General features: G+C 59.2%; 17 protein-coding genes. 11 read left to right on the top strand and 6 right to left on the bottom strand.

Annotated elements, in window-relative coordinates:
• Positions 1–9 precede the first annotated feature (9 nt).
• Entirely contained in the window at positions 10–732 is a 723-nt protein-coding gene (flgD, locus tag VD17_RS04235; RefSeq protein ID WP_046052811.1) for a flagellar hook assembly protein FlgD, read from the top strand.
• Between the two features lie 31 nt (positions 733–763).
• Positions 764–2,089: a flagellar hook protein FlgE gene (gene flgE / locus VD17_RS04230; protein ID WP_046052810.1), complete on the top strand. Its 1,326-nt coding sequence runs from the start codon at positions 764–766 to the stop codon at positions 2,087–2,089.
• Between the two features lie 311 nt (positions 2,090–2,400).
• Here the strand turns inward: flgE and VD17_RS04225 are convergent, their stop codons facing one another.
• Positions 2,401–5,295: a ribonucleoside-diphosphate reductase subunit alpha gene (locus VD17_RS04225; protein ID WP_046052809.1), complete on the bottom strand. Its 2,895-nt coding sequence runs from the start codon at positions 5,293–5,295 to the stop codon at positions 2,401–2,403.
• 739 nt (positions 5,296–6,034) lie between these two features.
• On the opposite strand from VD17_RS04225, the gene VD17_RS04220 reads away from it, so the two are divergent.
• Positions 6,035–6,748 (top strand): response regulator, encoded by a 714-nt coding sequence (locus tag VD17_RS04220; RefSeq protein ID WP_046046510.1) that lies wholly within the window; start codon positions 6,035–6,037, stop codon positions 6,746–6,748.
• Entirely contained in the window at positions 6,745–8,355 is a 1,611-nt protein-coding gene (locus VD17_RS04215; RefSeq protein ID WP_046052808.1) for an ATP-binding protein, read from the top strand. Before VD17_RS04220 ends, VD17_RS04215 begins: the two co-directional genes overlap by 4 nt.
• 126 nt (positions 8,356–8,481) lie before the next feature.
• On the opposite strand, the gene VD17_RS04210 is transcribed toward VD17_RS04215, so the two are convergent.
• Positions 8,482–9,207, bottom strand: coding sequence for a 4'-phosphopantetheinyl transferase family protein (locus tag VD17_RS04210; protein WP_221174428.1), 726 nt, complete (start codon positions 9,205–9,207; stop codon positions 8,482–8,484).
• 163 nt (positions 9,208–9,370) lie between these two features.
• On the bottom strand, positions 9,371–10,162 hold the full coding sequence (locus VD17_RS04205; protein WP_046052806.1) for a dienelactone hydrolase family protein: 792 nt from the start codon (positions 10,160–10,162) through the stop codon (positions 9,371–9,373).
• 148 nt (positions 10,163–10,310) lie between these two features.
• Between VD17_RS04205 and VD17_RS04200 the strand changes: the two genes are divergently transcribed.
• From VD17_RS04200 to VD17_RS04185, 4 genes are all read left to right on the top strand, one after another.
• A complete protein-coding gene (locus VD17_RS04200) occupies positions 10,311–10,913 on the top strand; it encodes a membrane protein (RefSeq protein WP_046052805.1) in 603 nt (200 codons plus the stop codon).
• 168 nt (positions 10,914–11,081) lie between these two features.
• On the top strand, positions 11,082–11,759 hold the full coding sequence (locus VD17_RS04195; protein ID WP_033055248.1) for a response regulator: 678 nt from the start codon (positions 11,082–11,084) through the stop codon (positions 11,757–11,759).
• Positions 11,756–13,102 (top strand): ATP-binding protein, encoded by a 1,347-nt coding sequence (locus VD17_RS04190; protein WP_046052804.1) that lies wholly within the window; start codon positions 11,756–11,758, stop codon positions 13,100–13,102. The genes VD17_RS04195 and VD17_RS04190 overlap by 4 nt, the downstream gene beginning before the upstream one ends.
• A 494-nt stretch (positions 13,103–13,596) precedes the next feature.
• Positions 13,597–13,959, top strand: a complete 363-nt coding sequence (locus VD17_RS04185; RefSeq protein WP_046052803.1) for a DUF6124 family protein — start codon at positions 13,597–13,599, stop codon at positions 13,957–13,959.
• Between the two features lie 271 nt (positions 13,960–14,230).
• Here the strand turns inward: VD17_RS04185 and VD17_RS04180 are convergent, their stop codons facing one another.
• Positions 14,231–15,229: an AraC family transcriptional regulator gene (locus tag VD17_RS04180; RefSeq protein WP_046052802.1), complete on the bottom strand. Its 999-nt coding sequence runs from the start codon at positions 15,227–15,229 to the stop codon at positions 14,231–14,233.
• Between the two features lie 339 nt (positions 15,230–15,568).
• On the opposite strand from VD17_RS04180, the gene VD17_RS04175 reads away from it, so the two are divergent.
• Positions 15,569–16,903 carry a dicarboxylate/amino acid:cation symporter gene (locus VD17_RS04175; RefSeq protein WP_046052801.1) on the top strand — a complete coding sequence of 445 codons (1,335 nt, stop codon included), beginning with the start codon at positions 15,569–15,571 and terminating at the stop codon, positions 16,901–16,903.
• 144 nt (positions 16,904–17,047) lie between these two features.
• On the top strand, positions 17,048–18,229 hold the full coding sequence (locus VD17_RS04170) for a CaiB/BaiF CoA transferase family protein (protein WP_046052800.1): 1,182 nt from the start codon (positions 17,048–17,050) through the stop codon (positions 18,227–18,229).
• A 156-nt stretch (positions 18,230–18,385) separates the two neighbouring features.
• Here VD17_RS04170 and VD17_RS04165 read toward each other — a convergent pair whose 3' ends face one another.
• Entirely contained in the window at positions 18,386–18,880 is a 495-nt protein-coding gene (locus VD17_RS04165) for a SprT family zinc-dependent metalloprotease (RefSeq protein ID WP_033055255.1), read from the bottom strand.
• Positions 18,881–19,038: 158 nt separating this feature from the next.
• Positions 19,039–19,641: a Yip1 family protein gene (locus VD17_RS04160; protein WP_008147981.1), complete on the bottom strand. Its 603-nt coding sequence runs from the start codon at positions 19,639–19,641 to the stop codon at positions 19,039–19,041.
• Positions 19,642–20,012: 371 nt separating this feature from the next.
• Between VD17_RS04160 and ttcA the strand changes: the two genes are divergently transcribed.
• Positions 20,013–20,837: a tRNA 2-thiocytidine(32) synthetase TtcA gene (ttcA, locus tag VD17_RS04155; RefSeq protein WP_033055258.1), complete on the top strand. Its 825-nt coding sequence runs from the start codon at positions 20,013–20,015 to the stop codon at positions 20,835–20,837.
• Positions 20,838–20,921 lie beyond the last annotated feature (84 nt).

Genomic DNA, 20,921 nt, shown 5'->3' with positions numbered 1-20,921 from the left:
GCGACTCAGATGAGTGTTACCGATACCACGAGTGGCATTAGCCTCAAGGACATTCTGGCCAACTCCTCGATCAAGACCAGCACCAGTGCCGACGGCCTGGCGTCGGCGACGAACAGCGCCACCGGCAAAAAGGCCTTGGGCAAGGACGCGTTCCTGCAGTTGCTGGTAACGCAACTGAAAAACCAGAACCCGCTGGAACCGCAGGACAACGGCGCGTTCGTCGCCCAGTTGGCCCAGTTCAGTAGCCTGGAAGGCATCACCACGCTCAACACCACTGTGAGTGGCCTGGCGAGCAATTACAACTCGTCCCAGGCGTTGCAGGCGTCGTCGCTGGTCGGGCGTTCGGTTATTGCACCGGGTGACAAGGCGGTGGTCGATACCTCCAAGAGTTTCAACGGCACCATCGCCGTACCGGCGTCGGTGGACCCGGTCAAGGTCAAGGTCACCGATGCCGATGGCAAGGTTGTCCGCACCATCGACCTGGGCACCCAGAAAGCCGGTACTTCCACTTTCATCTGGGACGGCAAAAACGATGCCGGCGAAGTGGCCAAGGCGGGTACCTATACCTTCGGCGCTACGGCGACCTACGACGGCAAGGCGACCTCGCTGGTGACGTACCTGCCGGCCACCGTCAACAGCGTGACCATCAGCCAGACCGGCGGTGAGTTGATGCTCAACCTGGCCGGGCTGGGCAGCATTGCCCTGTCCAAAGTACAAACTATTGGTATGTAGAGCCGACTAACACGGCACAAAGGAGTGGAATATGTCTTTCAATATCGGCCTTAGCGGTCTCTATGCAGCCAACAAACAACTGGACGTGACCGGCAACAACATCGCCAACGTCGCGACCACCGGTTTCAAATCGTCCCGTGCGGAATTCGAAGACGTTTACTCGGCCACCAAGCTGGGTTCCGGCAGCAAAACCATCGGTAACGGCGTGCGCCTGGCCAACGTTTCCCAGCAGTTCACCCAGGGCGACGTCAACAACACCGGCAACGTGCTGGACATGGGTATCAACGGTTCCGGCTTCTTCGTGCTGAGCGAGAACGGTTCGATGTCCTACACCCGTTCCGGTACGTTCAAGGTCGACAAGGACGGTTACGTCACCAATAGCGATGGCTCTGCGCGTTTGCAGGGTTATGGCGTGGATGCCAATGGCAAGATCCTCAATGGTGTTTTGACTGACCTGCGCATCGATACGTCGAACCTGGCGCCAAAAAACACCTCCACGGTTTCGTCGACGATCAACCTGAACTCCACAGCTCCCATCATCAACCAGACGACCAATCCGTTTGACCCGTCCAAGGAAGCGTCCTTCACCAAGCAGTTCAGTACCCCGATTTACGATACCCAGGGTAACAAGCACACCATGGATCAATACATGGTCAAGACTGCTGACAACACCTGGAAGACCTACACCCTGATCGAGGGTCGCAACCCGGATGGCAGCGACCCTACCAATCCTCTTACTCCGCCTGTCGCTTCGACCATGAACTTCGACAGCGCCGGCAAGCTGACTTCGGTCACTACGCCGGTTGTTCCAGCGACCGTTCCGCCATCCGTGGTAACCAGCCCTGACCTGAAGGTCACCGGCTGGGTTCCGGGTACCGTGACCAATGGCGTGTGGACAGCCAACGGCGCTGCCTCCGGCGTCGTTACGGTCTCCATGGACAAAACCACGCAGTACAACGCTGACACCGCGCGTTCGATCCCTTCGCAGAACGGCTACGCCACCGGCCAGATCACCAACCTGACCATCGACACCAGCGGTATCATGCTGGCCAACTTCAGCAACAGCCAGACCAAGCCCATCGGCCAGATCTCGCTCGCCAGCTTCACCAACGAACAAGGTTTGCAGCCTGTAGGCGGCACCAGTTGGAAAGAAACCTACTCGTCTGGTATCCCGGGCTACGATGCGCCGAACACCGGTACCTTGGGCGAGATCCACTCCAACTCCCTGGAAGAGTCCAACGTCAACCTGACCAATGAACTGGTCGACCTGATCAAGGCGCAGAGCAACTACCAGGCGAACGCCAAGACCATCTCGACTCAGAGCACCATCATGCAGACCATCATTCAGATGACCTGATGCGGGTTGGCTGAAAACGCTGCACAAAGAGCCCCTCGCAAGAGGGGCTTTTTTATGGCCGGGATTTGTCCCTGGCGTAGACATCTTGGTTATCGGTGCTGGCCTCATCGTCGGAACGCCGCCCGGAGCAAGCTCACTCCTACAGTTGATCGCATTCCTCCAAGCCAACTCGGTCTCCTGTAGGAGTGAGCCTGCTCGCGATGGCGTCAGCCCGGGCATCACTTTCCTGGAGGCAAAAGAAAACCCCCGACAATCCAGAGGACCGATCGGGGGTTATCCAGGTAGCGCCTTGCGGCGCCTACCGGCTCAGCTTATTGGCAAGCTTCGCAATCCGGCTCGTCGATGGCGCAAGCCTTCGGCACTGGAGCAGGGCCGGCAGGTGCTGCCAGGACCGAATCTTCACCGTGGTTGCCGCCGCTGGAAACAGCGTTCAGCTTGCCGGTGTTGATGGTCGACTTCTCGGTGCTGGTCGCGGCCAGGGCACGGAGGTAGTAAGTGGTTTTCAGGCCACGGTACCAGGCCATGCGGTAGGTCACGTCCAGCTTCTTGCCCGATGCGCCAGCGATGTACAGGTTCAGCGATTGAGCCTGGTCGATCCACTTCTGACGACGGCTTGCCGCGTCAACGATCCACTTGGTGTCCACTTCGAAGGCAGTCGCGTAGAGCTCTTTGAGTTCTTGCGGGATGCGCTCGATCTGTTGCACCGAACCGTCGTAGTACTTCAGGTCGTTGATCATGACCGCGTCCCACAGACCGCGAGCCTTCAGGTCGCGAACCAGGTACGGGTTGATCACGGTGAATTCGCCCGACAGGTTCGATTTCACGTAGAGGTTCTGGTAGGTCGGTTCGATCGACTGCGATACGCCAGTGATGTTGGCGATGGTCGCGGTCGGTGCGATGGCCATGATGTTGGAGTTACGAATGCCTTTCTGAACGCGGGCACGAACCGGTGCCCAGTCCAGGGATTCGTTCAGGTCAACATCGATGTACTTCTGGCCACGTTGCTCGATCAGGATCTGTTGCGAATCCAGCGGCAGGATGCCTTTGGACCACAGCGAACCCTGGAACGTCTCGTAGGCGCCGCGCTCGTCGGCCAGGTCGCAGGAAGCCTGGATCGCGTAGTAGCTGACCGCTTCCATCGACTTGTCGGCGAACTCGACGGCAGCGTCGGAACCGTAAGGAATGTGCTGCAGGTACAGCGCGTCCTGGAAGCCCATGATGCCCAGACCGACCGGACGGTGCTTGAAGTTGGAGTTCTTCGCTTGTGGCACCGAGTAGTAGTTGATGTCGATAACGTTATCGAGCATGCGAACGGCGGTGTTCACGGTGCGTTCCAGCTTGGCGGTGTCCAGCTTGCCGTTGGTGATGTGGTTCGGCAGGTTGATCGAGCCCAGGTTGCAAACGGCGATCTCGTCCTTGTTGGTGTTCAAGGTGATCTCGGTGCACAGGTTCGAGCTGTGAACCACGCCGACGTGCTGCTGCGGGCTGCGCAGGTTGCACGGGTCTTTGAAGGTCAGCCATGGGTGGCCGGTTTCAAACAGCATGGACAGCATTTTGCGCCACAGGTCTTTGGCCTGGATGGTCTTGAACAGCTTGATCTTGCCCGGGTACTCGGACAGGGCTTCGTAGTACTCGTAACGCTCTTCGAAAGCCTTGCCGGTCAGGTCGTGCAGGTCCGGCACTTCGGATGGCGAGAACAGGGTCCACTTACCGTCATCGAAGACGCGCTTCATGAACAGGTCAGGGATCCAGTTGGCCGTGTTCATGTCGTGGGTACGACGACGATCATCACCGGTGTTCTTACGGAGTTCGATGAACTCTTCGATGTCCATGTGCCAGGTTTCCAGGTAGGCACAGACAGCGCCTTTGCGCTTGCCACCCTGGTTAACGGCGACGGCGGTGTCGTTCACGACTTTCAGGAACGGAACAACGCCCTGGGATTTGCCGTTGGTGCCCTTGATGTACGAACCGAGTGCACGAACCGGGGTCCAGTCGTTGCCCAGGCCGCCCGCAAATTTCGACAACATGGCGTTGTCGTGGATCGCGTGATAGATGCCCGACAGGTCATCCGGCACGGTGGTCAGGTAGCAGCTCGACAGCTGTGGACGCAGGGTGCCGGCGTTGAACAGGGTCGGGGTCGACGACATGTAGTCGAAGGACGACAGCAGGTTGTAGAACTCGATCGCACGGTCTTCTTTGTTCTTCTCTTCGATCGCCAGGCCCATGGCCACGCGCATGAAGAAGATTTGCGGCAGTTCGAAGCGGATACCGTCCTTGTGGATGAAGTAACGGTCGTACAGGGTTTGCAGGCCCAGGTACGTGAACTGCTGATCGCGCTCGTGGTTGATCGCCTTGCCGAGTTTTTCCAGGTCGAAGGTGGCCAGGACCGGGTTCAGCAATTCGAATTCGATGCCTTTGGCGATGTACGCAGGCAAGGCCTTGGCGTACAGGTCGACCATTTCGTGGTGGGTCGCGCTTTCGGCGACTTCCAGGAAGCTCAGGCCTTCGGCACGCAGGGTGTCCATCAGCAGGCGGGCGGTCACGAACGAGTAGTTCGGCTCACGCTCGACCAGCGTACGGGCGGTCATCACCAACGCGGTGTTGACGTCGGTCAGGGCCACGCCGTCGTACAGGTTTTTCAGGGTTTCGCGCTGGATCAGGTCGCCGTCGACTTCTGCAAGGCCTTCGCACGCTTCGGTAACGATGGTGTTCAGGCGGCCCATGTCCAGAGGAGCAAAGGTGCCATCGGCGCGGGTGATGCGGATCGACGGGTGAGCGTTGACGGCTTCTTCGGCCGGTGCGTGGGCGGCGCGTTCTTTCGAACGACCGTCACGGTAGATCACGTAGTCGCGCGCTACTTTCTGCTCGCCGGCACGCATCAGGGCCAGTTCGACCTGGTCCTGGATTTCTTCGATGTGGATCGTGCCGCCCGATGGCATGCGACGCTTGAAGGTCGCGGTGACTTGTTCGGTCAGACGGGCAACGGTGTCGTGGATTCGCGACGAAGCGGCAGCGGTGCCGCCCTCAACTGCGAGAAACGCTTTGGTGATAGCGACGGTAATCTTGTCATCGGTGTAAGGAACGACAGTGCCGTTACGCTTGATCACGCGCAGTTGGCCAGGCGCGGTGGCGGACAGATCCGAAGTCGAATCTGCGGCCTGCGGCAAGGTGCCCTGCGGGTTCTCGCGAGTTGTGTCGGTTTGCATGGGGGGTTGTCTCCACATTCTCTATGTTTGTTTGGGCACCATCACGGTGCCCACCGTTCCGTCCTGAAGCACTACAACCGGCGAGGGGCCGGGCATACCAACTTCGGGACAGATCAGGAAGGGGCAATTGGGGCGCCGCTTCCATGCCGAAGTCTTTGGTCCCAGGCCTTGAACCTGAAACCGGGATCCTTTTGGGTGACAGTAACTGACTGCAACACCCGTACCGTTAACGCCGTTTTCGGCTCAAAAACAGTAGCCATCCGCACGCGCGGTTTGGTCTTTCGAAAATACGTTTGGTTCAACCGGAAAGAGGCAATAAAAGCGCTTGAAATCAGTGTCCGGTTTGTGTTTGGTTTTTGGCGTAAAACCCTACATGTAGGGTTTTTTTCGCGCCGAGGTACAAGATAATGCGTTTTGGAGGGTGTTGCAACGTACTACCTGTGGATAAACCTGTGCGTAAATTGTGTGTGAAACGTGGAACGAGCGTGTAGGCCGCGACCTAGCTGGAGCGCACCGTTTTTCACTGATTTTCAGCGATTGAAAACAGTCATTCGGATTTTTAAGGGCGCGAACCCTATCACAAAATTCCGGGTTGTCCGAACGCATTTACCGGCTTGTGTTCTTGGCGAGCGGCGTTTATACAATCGGCCAATGCAGAAGCATTCTTATCCTCCCCAATCATTACAAAAAGACGGGCGGATCCTTCCTTATCAAGTGTTGTTGGCAAGCAGAGGTCACCGTGGAGCAAGAAGCCTGGCAGGTATTGATTGTGGAGGACGACCAGCGTCTGGCCGAACTGACCCGCGACTACCTGGAAGCCAATGGTCTGCGGGTATCGATCGAGGGCAATGGCGCCTTGGCCGCGGCCCGGATCATTAAGGAGAAACCGGACCTGGTGATCCTCGACCTCATGTTGCCGGGCGAAGACGGACTGAGCATCTGCCGCAAGGTCCGCGACAAGTATGACGGCCCGATCCTGATGCTTACCGCCCGCACCGACGACACCGATCAGATTCTTGGCCTGGACCTGGGTGCCGACGACTACGTGTGCAAACCGGTTCGCCCACGTTTGCTGCTGGCGCGCATCCAGGCCCTGTTGCGACGCAGTGAAACGCCTGAAGTGGCGCCGGAAAAACAACGGCGTCTGCAGTTCGGACCCTTGGTGGTCGACAACGCATTGCGCGAAGCCTGGCTGAACGACAACGGCATCGAACTGACCAGCGCCGAGTTCGACCTGCTCTGGCTGCTGGTCGCCAACGCCGGACGCATCCTGTCCCGGGAAGAGATTTTCACGGCATTGCGCGGCATTGGCTATGACGGCCAGGACCGTTCCATCGACGTGCGCATCTCGCGCATTCGCCCGAAAATCGGCGATGACCCGGAGCATCCGCGGCTGATCAAGACCATCCGCAGCAAAGGTTATCTGTTCGTTCCGGAAGCCTGCACGCTGTGAACTCTATCTTCCTGCGCATCTATGGCGGCATGTGCGCGGCGCTGATTCTGGTGGCGGTACTCGGCGTGCTGGCCTTGCACCTGCTTAACCAGGTGCGCGGCGAGCAATACCGCGAACGCCTCGCCCACGGCACGTTCTCGCTGATGGCCGACAACCTGAACCCGATGAGCGAAACCGAGCGCCGCCGTGCCTTGCTGGTGTGGGAGCGTTTGCTGGGCATACCGTTGGCGCTGAAGACCTTCGCCCAGACCGACCTCGACCTCACCCAGCGCACCCGCGTGCTGCGCGGTCAGGTGCTGGTGGAACAGACCGGTCCGCATGCAGCGAAGGTGTATCGACTGGTCAGCGACAAGGAACAGCTGGTGCTGACCGGCGAAGTCCAGCAGATCAGCGAACAACTGGCACGGGCGACTATTTACCTGCTGGCCGATGAACTGGTGCGCTACCCGGTGGCCGAGCAACCCGAGCGCCTGGCGCAGTTGAAGCGCGATAAAGGGTTTGGTTTCGACTTGCGGCTGGTGACGATCGAACAGGCGGACATGGACGAGGACCAGAGTCGCCGGGTGTCGGAGGGCGACACCGTGATGGCGCTGGGCAAGGGCGGCGATTCGATCCGGGTGTTTGCCGGCATGGTCGGTACGCCGTGGGTGCTGGAAATCGGCCCGTTGTATCAGATGAATCCTTATCCGCCGGAGTGGCTGGTGCTGATCGCCGCCCTGGGTTTGAGCCTGATCGGCTTGATCGTCTATTTGTTGGTGCGCCAACTTGAGCGCCGCTTGCGTGGCCTGGAAGCGGCCGCTACGCGCATCGCCAAGGGCAGCCTGGAAACCCGCGTACCGGCACGCGGCGCGGATTCGGTGGGACGGCTGGCTTCGGCGTTCAACGGCATGGCCGAGCACTTGCAGCAACTGTTGGCGATTCAGCGTGAGCTGGTGCGCGCCGTGTCTCACGAACTGCGCACGCCAGTGGCGCGGTTGCGTTTTGGTCTGGAAATGATCGGCTCGGCCACCACGCCGCAGGCGCTGGAAAAATACTGTGAAGGCATGGACCACGACATCGAGGATCTCGATCGGCTGGTGGACGAGATGCTCACCTACGCACGTCTGGAACAGGGGGCACCGGCGCTGAATTTTCAGCGGATCGATCTGGATGCGTTGGTCAGTCAGGTGATCGAAGAACTGGCGCCGTTACGCGCCGAGGTCACGGTGCAGCGCGGTTTGTGTTTGTCCGCCGCTGACAACGACGACGCTTGGGTCGAGGCCGAGCCGCGTTACCTGCACCGGGCGTTGCAGAACCTGGTGAGCAACGCCATGCGCCACGCTCAATCACGGGTGACCGTCAGCTATCAGGTCGGGCAGCAACGCTGTCGAGTGGATGTTGAGGATGACGGGCCGGGCGTACCGGAAACGGCCTGGGAGAAGATTTTCACACCCTTCCTGCGCCTCGATGACAGCCGCACCCGTGCCTCCGGTGGGCATGGGTTGGGGTTGTCCATCGTGCGGCGAATCATCCATTGGCATGATGGCCGGGCGTTGATCAGCAAGAGCAAGAGTTTGGGTGGGGCGTGTTTCAGCCTGAGCTGGCCGAGGAATCAGGAGAAGCGTTGAGATCTGTGTTGAATGATCTGCCGCCATCGCGAGCAAGCTCGCTCCCACGGGGATTTATGGTGTTGCATAGATCCAATGTGGGAGCGAGCTTGCTCGCGATGGGGCCCGAATCGACGATACAAATATTCAGGCCTTGATGCTGACCAGACTCAACAACTGCCCATCCACCACCCCAAACTGCGCATCCAGCTCAGTGCCATTGCGCCATTCACTGGACAGATCTGTCAGCAGCCGCAGCCGCACTTCACCACTCTCGCTCCACTCCAGAACTTCGGCATGTTCAAAATAAAAGCGCTGCTGAACGATCGGATACAGCGCCTTGAACAGGCTTTCCTTCACCGAAAACGTCAGGGTCACCAGCATCGCCAGTTGATCGCGACGGCCAGCAGTCATGCGTTGCAACTCTGGCGCGGTGAGGATTTCCCCGGCCAGTCGCTCGGCCCGTTCGGGGTTGAGCAGGTTTTCCAGGTCCATCCCCAGGCCGCGCCAGTGGGTTTTCTTCGCGACAATCGCCGAGGCCCGGCCGGTGCTGTGGGTGATCGAGCCCGTGATGTGCGTCGGCCACACCGGTGCCCGGTCCTCGCCGATGGCGGGGGTAAAGCTCAGCCCTTCCAACTGTTGCAACGCAGCCCGAGCGCAAACCCGCCCGGCGAGGAACTCCGCCTGACGCTTGGCGACTGAACGCTGGATGCTGGGCGGCGGCTCGATGGCGCTGCGCTGGAAATCATCGCTGGCCAGTTGCGAAGTATCGAAGTGAGTGCTCAACAGTACCGTATCGGGCAGCGCAAACGGCAGCGGCCAATGGGCATCGAGTGGAGTGCAGCAGATGGGTAGGGCGGGGGCGCGATTCATGTCGGGCATTTTGCCGGGTTGCTCTCAGGCTGGGTAGTACAAAGCTTTGGATTGGTGTCGCGGCCATCGCGAGCAAGCTCGCTCCCACAGGGATTTATGGTGCTACATAGATCCAGTGTGGGAGCGAGCTTGCTCGCGATTAGCCGCGCCGCGGTCTACCGGCTCAACCAAAAATCTTCTTGAAGAACGCCTGCATGTCCGCCCAGGATTTTTCATCCGCCGCCTTGTTGTAGCCAATATCCGGCCCGCCATGATCGCCATGGCTCAACCGATCCGCATCAGGGTTGCTGAACCCGTGCTTGGCGCCTTCCAGGCTGACGAACTTATAGTCCGCCCCAGCCTTGTCCATTTCAGCCTTGAACGCTGCCACGTTATCCGGCGTGATCATGCTGTCCATCGCCCCATGTTCAACAAGGATTTTCGCTTTCACACTACCCGGCGTCGCAGGCGTCTTGGTCGCCAGCGCACCGTGAAAACTCACCACGCCCGCCAGCGGTAAACCCTGACGCGCCGCATTCAGCACCACGCCACCGCCGAAGCAATAACCGATAGCGGCGATTTTGTTCGGATCGGTTTGCGGCTGTTTCTTCAATAGATCGAGCCCGGCCTGAAAGCGCGCGCTCGCCGCGCCACTGTCTTTTAACGCCGCCTGCATAAAGGCCATGGCGTCCTTGGGGTGCTCAGTGTTTTTGCCATCGCCATACATGTCGATGGCCAGTGCGCTGTAACCCAGACCGGCCAGGTCACGGGCGCGGCGCTTGGTGTACTCGTTGAGCCCCCACCATTCGTGCACCACCACAACGCCAGGGCGTGCGCCTTTGATGGCGTCGTCATAGGCGAAGTACCCGATCATTTTGGTGCCGTCAGTACTTTGATAGGGGATTTCCTGAGTCTTGATCGCGGCTTGGCTGAGCCCGCTCAAGGCCAGCAAGAGGAAAGCGAGAAACATACGCATGGTCGGATCTCCTGACAGAAAAGTCGTCAAAAACAGCTGGATCGATCTGGTTCAGCTCAGGTTCAGAGTGCGTTCAGGGGGAGTTCAGGGCGGGGTGAGTAACCTTGCCCCGTACCCAAATAGCACATAGCGCATAAGGAACTCCCCTATGACGGGCTTCAAAAAACTGCTTCTGGCTTTCACTGTCCTGACCGCGAGTACCGCGGCTTTCGCTTCCGACGACAATTTCGCCAGCCTTACTTTTGGACAGACCAGCGACAAAGTCAAAAAGTCCCACGCCCTGAACGACAACCTCAACCACCCGAACGCCGACGGCGTGATCGGCAAGGACAACACCTGGGGTGTGCGTATGGGCCAGCAAAACAGCCAGGGCCGCTACTACGCCACTTACGACAACGTGTCGGGCTCACACAATGGCATTAAATTGCGTCAGGAAAACCTTCTGGGCAGCTACGATCTGTTCTACCCGGTGGGCGGCAGCACCAGGTTGTTCGGCGGCGCCACGGCCGGTTTGACCAAAATGACTCAGGATTCGCCAGGCTTCAGCCGCGACAGCGACATCGGTTACGCCATCGGCGGCCAGTTGGGTGTCCTGCAACAGGTTTCGCAAAACACCTCGGTGGAACTGGGTTACCGTTACCTGCGCAGCAACGCCAGCACCGAGATGAGCGAGCGCGGTGGCAGCAAACAGGGTTCGCTGGACCTGACCAGCAGCGCCCAGACCTACCTGTCGGCGAACTACGCTTTCTAACAGGTAAGCACAATCCTTGTAGGAGTGAGCCTGCTCGCGATGGGGCCAGCACATTTGACATTGTTGTCGGCTGACACACCGCTATCGCGAGCAGGCTCACTCCTACAGGTTCTTCGACCTGACTGAAAACCGTGCTGCTGGAGATATCGATTTGCGTAGGAGAGCGTTATGAAACTGCTGGTCGTCGAAGATGAAGCGCTGTTGCGCCATCACCTGCAAACCCGCCTGACGGACAGCGGCCACGTGGTCGAGTCCGTGGCCAATGCCGAAGAGGCGCTGTACCAGACCGAGCAATTCAACCATGACCTGGCGGTGATCGACCTCGGCCTGCCGGGCATGGGCGGGCTCGACCTGATCCGCCAACTGCGCTCGCGCGGCAAGACCTTCCCGATCCTGATCCTCACCGCGCGCGGCAACTGGCAGGACAAGGTCGAAGGCCTGGCTGCAGGCGCCGACGATTACGTGGTCAAACCGTTCCAGTTCGAAGAACTCGATGCCCGGCTGAACGCGTTACTGCGCCGCTCCAGCGGTTTCACCCAATCGACCATCGTCGCCGGGCCGTTGCTGTTGGACCTCAATCGCAAACAGGCGTCCCTCGATGAACAACCGCTGGCGCTGACCGCTTACGAGTACCGGATTCTTGAGTACTTGATGCGTCATCACCAGCAAGTGGTGGCCAAGGACCGCTTGATGGAACAGCTCTACCCGGACGACGACGAGCGCGATCCGAACGTTATCGAAGTGTTGGTCGGCCGTCTGCGCCGCAAACTTGAAGGCCCGTCCGGCTTCAAGCCGATCGATACCGTGCGTGGCCTCGGCTACCTGTTCAACGAGCGCTGCACTTGATTCGTTCCCTTCGTGTTCGTTTGATGCTCGCCGCCACGATCCTGGCGGTGTTGTTCATGCTGGCGTTGCTGCCGGCGATGCAGGGCGCGTTCAGCCTGGCGTTGCAGGACTCGATCGAACAACGCCTGGCGTCGGACGTCACCACGCTGATCTCCGCCGCTCGGGTGGAAAATAACACCCTGCAAATGCCGGCGCAGTTGCCCGACGAGCGCTTCAACCTGACCGACAGCCGTTTGCTCGGCTACATCTACGACCGCGAAGCTCACTTGGTGTGGCGCTCGAAAGCCACCCGCGAAGAGAAGATCAACTACAAACCGCGTTACGACGGACGCGGCAACGAGTTCGCCCGAATTCGCGAGGCCGACGGTCAGGAATTCTTCGTCTACGACGTCGAAGTCAAACTGCTCGGCGGCAAGAGCGCGGCGTTCAGCATCGTCGCGCTGCAACCGGTGCGTGAGTACGAAGCCACCCTCGAAGGCCTGCGCGAAAACCTCTACCTTGGATTCGGTGCCGCCTTGCTGGTGTTGCTCGCGCTGCTGTGGATCGGCCTGACCTGGGGCTTGCAGGCATTGCGCCGGCTCAGTCAGGAACTGGATGAGATCGAAAGCGGCACCCGCGAAAGCCTCAGCGAACAACACCCGCGCGAACTGCTGCGCCTGACCGGCTCCCTCAACCGTTTGCTGTACAGCGAGCGCGAACAACGCAGCCGCTATCGCGATTCCCTCGACGACCTGGCCCACAGCCTGAAAACCCCGCTGACCGTGCTGCAAGGCGTCAGCGAAGACATGGCCCAGCGCCCGGCCGATCGTGATCAGGCCTGGGTGCTGCAAACCCAGATCGAACGCATGAGCCAGCAAATCAGCTATCAACTGCAACGCGCCAGCCTGCGCAAAAGCGGCCTGGTGCGCCATCAGGTACGCCTGCGCCCGGTGCTGCAAAGCCTGTGCGACACCCTGGACAAGGTCTACCGCGACAAACGCGTGCGGGTCGCCTTCGATCTGCCGGAGCAGTGTTACGTGCCGATCGAGCAGGGGGCGTTGCTGGAAATGATGGGCAACCTGCTGGAAAACGCCTATCGCCTGTGCCTCGGCGAAGTACGCATCAGCGTGCGTGAAAGCCTTGGCGGGGTTGAGTTGTGCGTTGAAGATGACGGGCCGGGCGTGCCACCGGATCAGCGAGCGCGGATTCTGCAAAGGGGAGAGCGGCTGGATCGCCAGCATCCGGGGCAGGGGATTGGTCTCGCGGTGGTCAAGGACATTATCGAGAGCTACAGCGCGAAGCTGACGCTGGGGGATTCACCGATGGGCGGGGCGGCGTTTCGGATTCATTTTCCGGTGGTTTGACCGCAGAGTTGATGGTGTTCTTCCAGGCCTTATCGCGAGCAAGCTCGCTCCCACAGGGATCTTCAGTGAACACATAATTGTGTGAACTCAGGAGATCAAATGTGGGAGCGAGCTTGCTCGCGATGAGGCCCGCCCATACAACGCAAATCCCACAGAAGCTCAGCAGTAAACAGCGGTGTTTAAAACACATCTCCAGACACTCACGCAGGCTACACATCCTTGCGCCGCTGCCTACGACTACGCCAGAATCCGCCGGCTTTTGCGCCTGGGGCGTGGGCTCTATCGTTTCCGGGTCGCTGACGAATCAGCGATCGGGTTTAGCAGCTCGGGTCATCTCTAGACGTACAGCGTCCGCCGTTGATGTTATGGCGGCTTTGCGTGGGGCACTTCGGTGCGCCGGGTTCTAGAGTCCTGGTCTGCTAACCCGCGTACAGCCGCCACCCCTTTTTCGTTTAGCAGCGATGCGTAGCGGCTCCATCACTCTAGGAGCTCAAATGTTCAAGATCACCCCAAATCCACCTGAAACCGACGACGTTTCCCCGCACGAATCCCTCGATTCCCAAAAGCTCAACGAAGCCGCCGACCGCACCCTCGATTACTACCTCACCCCGGCGGCCCACATCAAAGCCACCCCGCGCACACCCGGCACGATGTTCATCGTCAACCCGGAGCTCGATACCGAAACCCTGCTGGCCCACGCGTGCGAGTCGCTGGCTTCGGCCAATGTCATGACCATGGACCTGGCGGATCATATGGAGGGGTCGAGTCGCAATTCGCTGTTGGGGATTGCGCAGATCATCATGCTGGGCGAACTGGCGGTAAATCGGGCGCTGGATAACATCGATCCGCACGACTAGCGCGGACCTGTTGCGAGGGGGCTTGTCGGAACGCCGCACCGCCTCGTTCGGCTGCGCAGCCATCGAGCCCTCGCCACAAAAAGCATTGCTGGTTGCAAGAGTTATGCGGTGTACTTTCGGCCCTCATCGCGAGCAAGCTCGCTCCCACAGGGATCTTCAGTGAACACATAATTGTGCAAACTCAGGAGATCAAATGTGGGAGCGAGCTTGCTCCGGGCGGCGTTCCGACGATGGGGTCAGTGGCTACGCCAGAAAAAACCAGCGCAAGAACTCAGTTTTCTTGGGCGCGGTAGGCCCCCGGCGTCAACCCGGTCCACTTCTTGAACGCCCGATGAAACGCCGAAGGCTCTGAAAACCCCAACTGCTCGGCAATCTGCTGCAACGACAAATCCGCCCGCCCCAGGTGATAAATCGCGATGTCCCTTCGCAACTGATCTTTCAATTCCTGAAAACTCGACCCTTCTTCCCGCAAATGCCGACGCAATGTCTGCGGGCTGATGTGCAAGTGCGCGGCCACCGTTTCGAGGTCCGGCCAGTGTGAACTGTCGCGGCTGAGCAGTCGGCGCAACTGGCTGCTCAAACTGTCGCCATCGTCCGGGCGCGATAACAGGTCGGCGGGGGAGTGTTCGAGGAAATGTTTGAGTGTCCGTTCGTCCTGCAACAGCGGCATGTTCAGGTAGCGACTGTGAAACAGCAGACTGCTCTGCGCCGTGGAAAAGACCATCGGGCAGGGGAACAGCAAATCGTATTCGGCGCCGTGCTCGGGTTTCGGGTAGCTGAACGTCGCCTGTTCCAGCCGAATACGCTGGCCGATCAGCCAGCTGCCGAGTCGATGCCACACCATCAGCTGGCTCTCGGTGAGGAAGTGGTCCGGGTCGCGGAACTGCGAATCGTCGAGGCTGAGGCGAATCATGTCGTCTTCGCGGGTCAGGGTCAGACGCGGGCTGTCGGGAAACAAGCTATAAAACAATAGGCCGCGGTGGAGTGCTTTCTCCAGATTGCGGCAGTGGATCACCGCATGGCACATCATCGCGAAGCTGCCGGTTTTGCTCGGGACCGGCCCGAAGCCCAGGTATTCGTCGTCCAGTGCCAGCCACAGTCCCTGGATCAACCGGGTGAACTGTTCAGGCGCGATTCTCGCTCGTGGCTCTTCAAGCAACTCGGGGTTGATGCCAAGTTGTTGCAGCAAATTTGAATAGTCATAACCCAGCCGGCGTGCGCCACCGAGGGCGGCACGGGCGAAATGACTGGCGATGGTGCGTTCGCGCATAGAAGGCAAGTCCGTCCATTGAACGACGGATGGTAGCCGTGGTGCCTGAAGATGAACAAGGCGGATATCCGCCAAATTGCAGGACGAGGTCTGGTCGATGGGCGGAAATCCGCCACTTTGCCGTAACCGTTTGGTGACAAAGAAAAACCTGCAACCCTTGATGTCAAAAGCCTTGCTGGCGATTTGACGAAGGTGGCACGGGCCTTGCGATACAACCCGCAGATGCCTGCCGTTGCGCAGCTCGACAAAACAAATCCCTCCAGTGCAGGAGGGTTCGCAATTGAAGTGTCTTTGGCAACAGATGGATGTTGTCACCGGGCACTCTTGAGGAACTTTGCAATGACGACTCGTCAGCCACTGTACAAATCCCTGTATTTCCAGGTGATCGTTGCTATTGCCATCGGCATCCTGCTAGGTCACTTCTACCCGCAGACCGGTGTAGCCCTCAAGCCGCTGGGTGACGGGTTCATCAAACTGATCAAAATGATCATCGCCCCCATCATCTTCTGCACCGTCGTCAGCGGTATCGCGGGCATGCAGAACATGAAGTCGGTCGGCAAGACCGGCGGTTACGCGCTGCTCTACTTCGAAATCGTTTCGACCATCGCTTTGCTGGTGGGTCTGGTGGTGGTCAACATCGTGCAGCCGGGTGCCGGCATGCACATCGACGTCACGACGCTGGATGCCTCCAAAGTCGCTGCTTATGTAGCGGCCGGTGCTGATCAAAGCGTTGTTGGCTTCCTGTTGAACGTGATCCCGTCCACCATCGTCGGCGCGTTCGCCACAGGCGATATCCTGCAAGTGCTGATGTTCTCGGTGATCTTCGGTTTCGCCCTGCATCGCCTGGGTGCCTACGGCAAGCCGATCCTGGACTTCATCGATCGCTTCGCCCACGTGATGTTCAACATCATCAATATGATCATGAAGCTCGCGCCACTGGGTGCCTTCGGTGCCATGGCGTTCACCATCGGTGCCTACGGTGTGGGTTCGCTGGTGCAACTGGGTCAGTTGATGGCCTGCTTCTACATCACTTGCCTGCTGTTCATCCTGGTCGTACTGGGCGGTATCGCTCGCGCTCACGGCTTCAGCGTGCTGAAAGTGATCCGCTACATCCGTGAAGAGCTGCTGATCGTGCTGGGTACTTCTTCTTCGGAATCGGTGCTGCCACGCATGCTGATCAAGATGGAACGCCTGGGCGCGCAGAAATCCGTTGTGGGTCTGGTGATCCCGACCGGTTACTCGTTCAACCTCGACGGTACTGCGATCTACCTGACCATGGCGGCGGTGTTCATTGCTCAGGCAACCGACACCCACATGGACATCACTCACCAGATCACCCTGCTGGTGGTGTTGTTGCTGTCCTCCAAAGGCGCTGCGGGAGTGACCGGTAGTGGCTTCATCGTGTTGGCGGCTACCTTGTCCGCTGTTGGCCACCTGCCGGTTGCCGGCTTGGCGCTGATCCTCGGTATCGACCGCTTCATGTCCGAAGCCCGTGCCCTGACCAACCTGGTCGGTAACGCTGTTGCCACCCTGGTTGTGGCCAAGTGGGTCAAGGAGCTGGACGTTGATGTGATGCACGCTGAACTGGCTTCTGGCGGTCGCGGTATCTCCGACGAGCCTAAAGACGATGTTCTGGGCCACGTCGAAGGGGCAACCCCAAGCAACGTCAAATAAGACGGCTGCACTGAAAAAACCCGCTTCGGCGGGTTTTTTCATGCCTGCGATTTGAGCGTAACGGTCAGCGCATCTGACGCATAAGGTGATTGCTGCAATGCCGTCGGCTGCCTAGTCTGGGAGCATCGTTTACGGAGAACGCCCATGCTCGGTCCACTGGTATCGCTCAAGGTTCTGGATTTCTCGACACTGCTGCCGGGGCCGTTCGCCTCGTTGTTGCTGGCGGACATGGGGGCCGAGGTGTTGCGCATCGAATCGCCGACGCGCATGGACCTGCTGCGGGTATTGCCGCCTCACGATCAGGGTGTCTCCGCCAGCCACGCCTACCTCAATCGCAACAAATGCAGCCTGGCGCTGGACCTCAAGCAGCCGGAGGCACTTGAGGTGATCAAGCAGTTGCTTGCGGACTACGACATTGTGCTGGAGCAGTTCCGCCCCGGTGTGATGGAACGATTGGGCCTGGGTTATGAAGCCTTGAAGGCGATCAATCCGAAACTGATCTACGTGTCGATCACCGGTTACGGCCAGACCGGCCCCTACAAGGACCGCGCCGGCCACGACATCAACTACCTGGCGCTGGCGGGGCTGGCGAGCCACACCGGCCGGGCCGACAGCGGACCGCTGCCGTTGGGCATGCAAGTGGCGGATATCGCCGGAGGCTCGTTGCACGGGGTGATCGGGCTGTTGGCGGCGGTCATCGCCCGGCAGCAAACCGGGCAGGGGCAGCATCTGGATGTGAGCATGACCGACTGCGCGTTCAGCCTGAACGCCATGGCCGGCGCCGGGTATCTGGCCTGTGGCGTGGAGCCGGGAAGGGAGGATCAGATGCTCAACGGTGGCAGTTTCTATGACTATTACCGTTCCCGCGATGGACGCTGGTTCTCGGTGGGCAGTCTGGAGCCCGCGTTCATGAAGCAACTGTGTGCAGCGTTGGGACTGGAAGAGCTGGAAACCTTGGGCTTATCGCCTGAACCGGCCTTGCAAAAGGCGCTGAAGAACGCGCTGAGGATTGAATTCGAGACGCACGATTTCGCCGAGTTGTGCGCGTTGTTTGCCACGTTGGATGCGTGTGTCGAGCCGGTGTTGAGTGTGGGCGAGGCGGTGCGGCATCCGCAGTTCAAGGCTCGGGCGCTGGTGACCGAAGTGCCGCGTGGGGATGGGACGACTCAGGCGCAAATGGCGTGTCCGTTGAAGTTTTCGCAAGGGTTGCCGCAGCCACGGCATATTGGTGCCCGACTGGGGCAGCACACGGATCAGGTGTTGGGGGAGTTGGGGTTTAGTGCAGAGCGTATCGAAGAACTGCGGCGTGCCAAGGTGGTTGTTTAGCGCCAGATCAGACGCCATCGTCGGAACGCCGCCCGGAGCAAGCTCGCTCCCACATTCGACCGAGTTCTTTCAGGAGGAAATGCGATCAAATGTGGGAGCGAGCTTGCTCCGGGCGGCGTTCCGACGATGAGGCCAGATCAGACACCACAAATCTTGCTACTCGACCCGCATCTCCCCACTGAACACCAACGTACTCCGGCACCGCCGACACAAATACCGCCGTCCTTGCCGCACCAAACCATGGCGCTGGGCCGAAAACGGAAAATCACTGTCCGCACACGGACACTTGTAGATGTAGCGGGTCACGCTGCGGCGTTTGACGTCATAGGTGTGGCAGCGATTGGGCGGCAGTTCGTATACACCGCGCATGATCAATTGCCACTCTTCGCCATGGGGCTGGATGCGGTCGCCGAACAGTTGATGGGCGATCAGGTGCGCCACTTCGTGGGCCACGGTCTGCTTGAGGAAGTCTTCGGTGTTTTCCCGGTACAACTGCGGATTGAAGCGCAGCAGGTTCTCATGCAAATGCGCGACACCGGCTTTTTGCCCGCGCAGCTTGAGGCTCACCACGGGGCGTTTGAAAGGTCGTTTGAAAAAGGATTCGGCTAGTTGGTAACAGTCTTCGACGCGGGTATTGAGTTGCTCGGGCATGCTTGATGGATCTCCAGAGACGTCGAGTATGCCGCAACCCTCGAGCGTTGCGAATCGCCGAGGCGCCGAATGGTCGTCACCGTTTCCTTTCCTTGAGCATTAGAAGGCCGCCTTGCGGCGGCCTGTGTTGGCAGATCTTGTTTTTGGGTGATGTGTTGCTAATTGGTGTAGACCGGCCCCACGCCGAGTCCCCAGACAATTACAGTGAACGCCATGATGGCCACCAACACCACCAGGCCTACAGCAAGCACCGAACTTGAAAATAGAAATCCCTCGTCTGATGGAATGTTCATGAAAGTGGGTAGCCCCACATACAGCAGGTACACCGTGTAGCAGATGGCCGCGGTGCCGACGATCATCCCAAGCCACATGTGTGGGTACAGCGCCGCCAGACCGCCGATAAAGAGCGGTGTCGCGGTGTAGGTCGCAAATGCAACGCAGCGTGCCAGACTCGGATTGGCGTCATAGGTACGAGCCATCCAGTGGATGAACGCGCCCATTACCGCCACACCGCCGAGCATCGCCAGGTACGACATGACCGTCATCCATATCGCGCTTTCCACCGTCAGCATTACCGGTGCGCGACTGCCAATGACCCAGCCGACCTGAGTGGTGCCGATAAACGCGGATACCGCGGGAATCGCCGCCAGAATCAGGGTGTGAGTGAGATACATGTGGCTGATGCTTTCCTCCTGATCGCCACGAATCTCTTTCCATTCTTGGTCAGGGTGGGTGAAGAGCCCCACTACGTGATGGATCATGCCAGTCACTCCTCTTGTTTTTACCGTCGCCCCCCAGTGGAGCGCCTACGGGCCAAAGTGGCCTAGTAAGGAAAGGTCTGGATATGTGTGCGACCTTATGTCGCAGTATAGAAAGGTCTTAACGGCGCAGGTTGCAGGGCTTTAGAGCAAATTGCGCTGTAAACCCTCCTGTTAATCGCCGCAGGGTCTGTGCACACAGACCTTGTAGGAGTGAGCCTGCTCGCGATAGCAGTGGGTCAGCTTGCATTGATGATGATTGCACACCGCCATCGCGAGCAGGCTCACTCCTACAGGAGACGGTGGGCTCTTCGCCCCTGATGGGTTTTTGCGTAAAATGCCGGCCTTTCGTCACACCTCACGGATCTCGCGTCATGGGCACTCTTACGGTCAACCAGAACAAACTGCAAAAGCGCCTTCGCCGCCAGGCCGGTGAGGCTGTTGCCGATTTCAACATGATTGAAGACGGCGACAAGGTCATGGTCTGCCTGTCCGGTGGCAAGGACAGTTACACCATGCTCGATGTGCTGATGCACTTTCAGAAGGTCGCCCCGATCAAGTTCGAGATCGTGGCCGTGAACATGGACCAGAAGCAGCCGGGTTTTCCTGAACATGTGCTGCCGGCCTACCTCAAAGAGCTGGGCATCGAGTACCACATCGTCGAGAAAGACACCTATTCGGTGGTCAAGGAGCTGATCCCGGAAGGCAAGACCACCTGTTCACTGTGCTCGCGCCTGCGCCGCGGCACGCTCTACACTTTCGCCGACGAAATCGGCGCGACCAAGATGGCCCTCGGTCATCACCGCGACGACATCGTCGAGACCTTTTTCCTGAACATGTTCTTCAACGGTTCGCTCAAAGCCATGCCGCCGAAGCTGCGCGCCGACGATGGCCGCAACGTGGTGATCCGCCCGCTGGCCTACTGCAACGAAAAAGACATCCAGGCCTACTCGGACTTCAAGCAATTCCCGATCATCCCGTGCAACCTCTGTGGTTCCCAGGAAAACCTGCAACGCCAGGTGGTCAAGGACATGCTTCAGGAGTGGGAGCGCAAGACGCCAGGCCGCACCGAAAGCATTTTCCGCAGCCTGCAGAACGTGATCCCGTCGCAACTGGCGGACCGCAACCTGTTCGACTTCACCAATCTGCGTATCGATGAAACCGCCGCTTCGCGGTTCGTCAATGTGGTGAACCTCTAATCAGAAACTGTAGGAGTGAGCCTGCTCGCGATTGCGTCGTGTCAGTCGACATCAACGTTGAATGACACACCGCTATCGCGAGCA

Source organism: Pseudomonas fluorescens, from assembly GCF_000968015.1.
GTDB lineage: Bacteria > Pseudomonadota > Gammaproteobacteria > Pseudomonadales > Pseudomonadaceae > Aquipseudomonas > Aquipseudomonas fluorescens_W.
The sequence above is the reverse complement of the archived record's forward strand: the minus strand, read 5'-3'. Positions and strand labels throughout refer to the sequence as shown.

What these genes read in the sequence shown, in the direction of transcription:
- flgD (WP_046052811.1), top strand. Translation starts at nt 10, where the DNA reads ATGAGTGTTACCGATACCACGAGTGGCATTAGCCTCAAGGACATTCTG.
- VD17_RS04205 (WP_046052806.1), bottom strand. Translation starts at nt 10,162, where the DNA reads ATGCGTATGTTTCTCGCTTTCCTCTTGCTGGCCTTGAGCGGGCTCAGC.
- ttcA (WP_033055258.1), top strand. Translation starts at nt 20,013, where the DNA reads ATGGGCACTCTTACGGTCAACCAGAACAAACTGCAAAAGCGCCTTCGC.
- VD17_RS04225 (WP_046052809.1), bottom strand. Translation starts at nt 5,295, where the DNA reads ATGCAAACCGACACAACTCGCGAGAACCCGCAGGGCACCTTGCCGCAG.
- VD17_RS04195 (WP_033055248.1), top strand. Translation starts at nt 11,082, where the DNA reads ATGAAACTGCTGGTCGTCGAAGATGAAGCGCTGTTGCGCCATCACCTG.
- VD17_RS04175 (WP_046052801.1), top strand. Translation starts at nt 15,569, where the DNA reads ATGACGACTCGTCAGCCACTGTACAAATCCCTGTATTTCCAGGTGATC.
- VD17_RS04170 (WP_046052800.1), top strand. Translation starts at nt 17,048, where the DNA reads ATGCTCGGTCCACTGGTATCGCTCAAGGTTCTGGATTTCTCGACACTG.
- VD17_RS04185 (WP_046052803.1), top strand. Translation starts at nt 13,597, where the DNA reads ATGTTCAAGATCACCCCAAATCCACCTGAAACCGACGACGTTTCCCCG.
- VD17_RS04200 (WP_046052805.1), top strand. Translation starts at nt 10,311, where the DNA reads ATGACGGGCTTCAAAAAACTGCTTCTGGCTTTCACTGTCCTGACCGCG.
- VD17_RS04210 (WP_221174428.1), bottom strand. Translation starts at nt 9,207, where the DNA reads ATGAATCGCGCCCCCGCCCTACCCATCTGCTGCACTCCACTCGATGCC.
- flgE (WP_046052810.1), top strand. Translation starts at nt 764, where the DNA reads ATGTCTTTCAATATCGGCCTTAGCGGTCTCTATGCAGCCAACAAACAA.
- VD17_RS04160 (WP_008147981.1), bottom strand. Translation starts at nt 19,641, where the DNA reads ATGATCCATCACGTAGTGGGGCTCTTCACCCACCCTGACCAAGAATGG.
- VD17_RS04165 (WP_033055255.1), bottom strand. Translation starts at nt 18,880, where the DNA reads ATGCCCGAGCAACTCAATACCCGCGTCGAAGACTGTTACCAACTAGCC.
- VD17_RS04180 (WP_046052802.1), bottom strand. Translation starts at nt 15,229, where the DNA reads ATGCGCGAACGCACCATCGCCAGTCATTTCGCCCGTGCCGCCCTCGGT.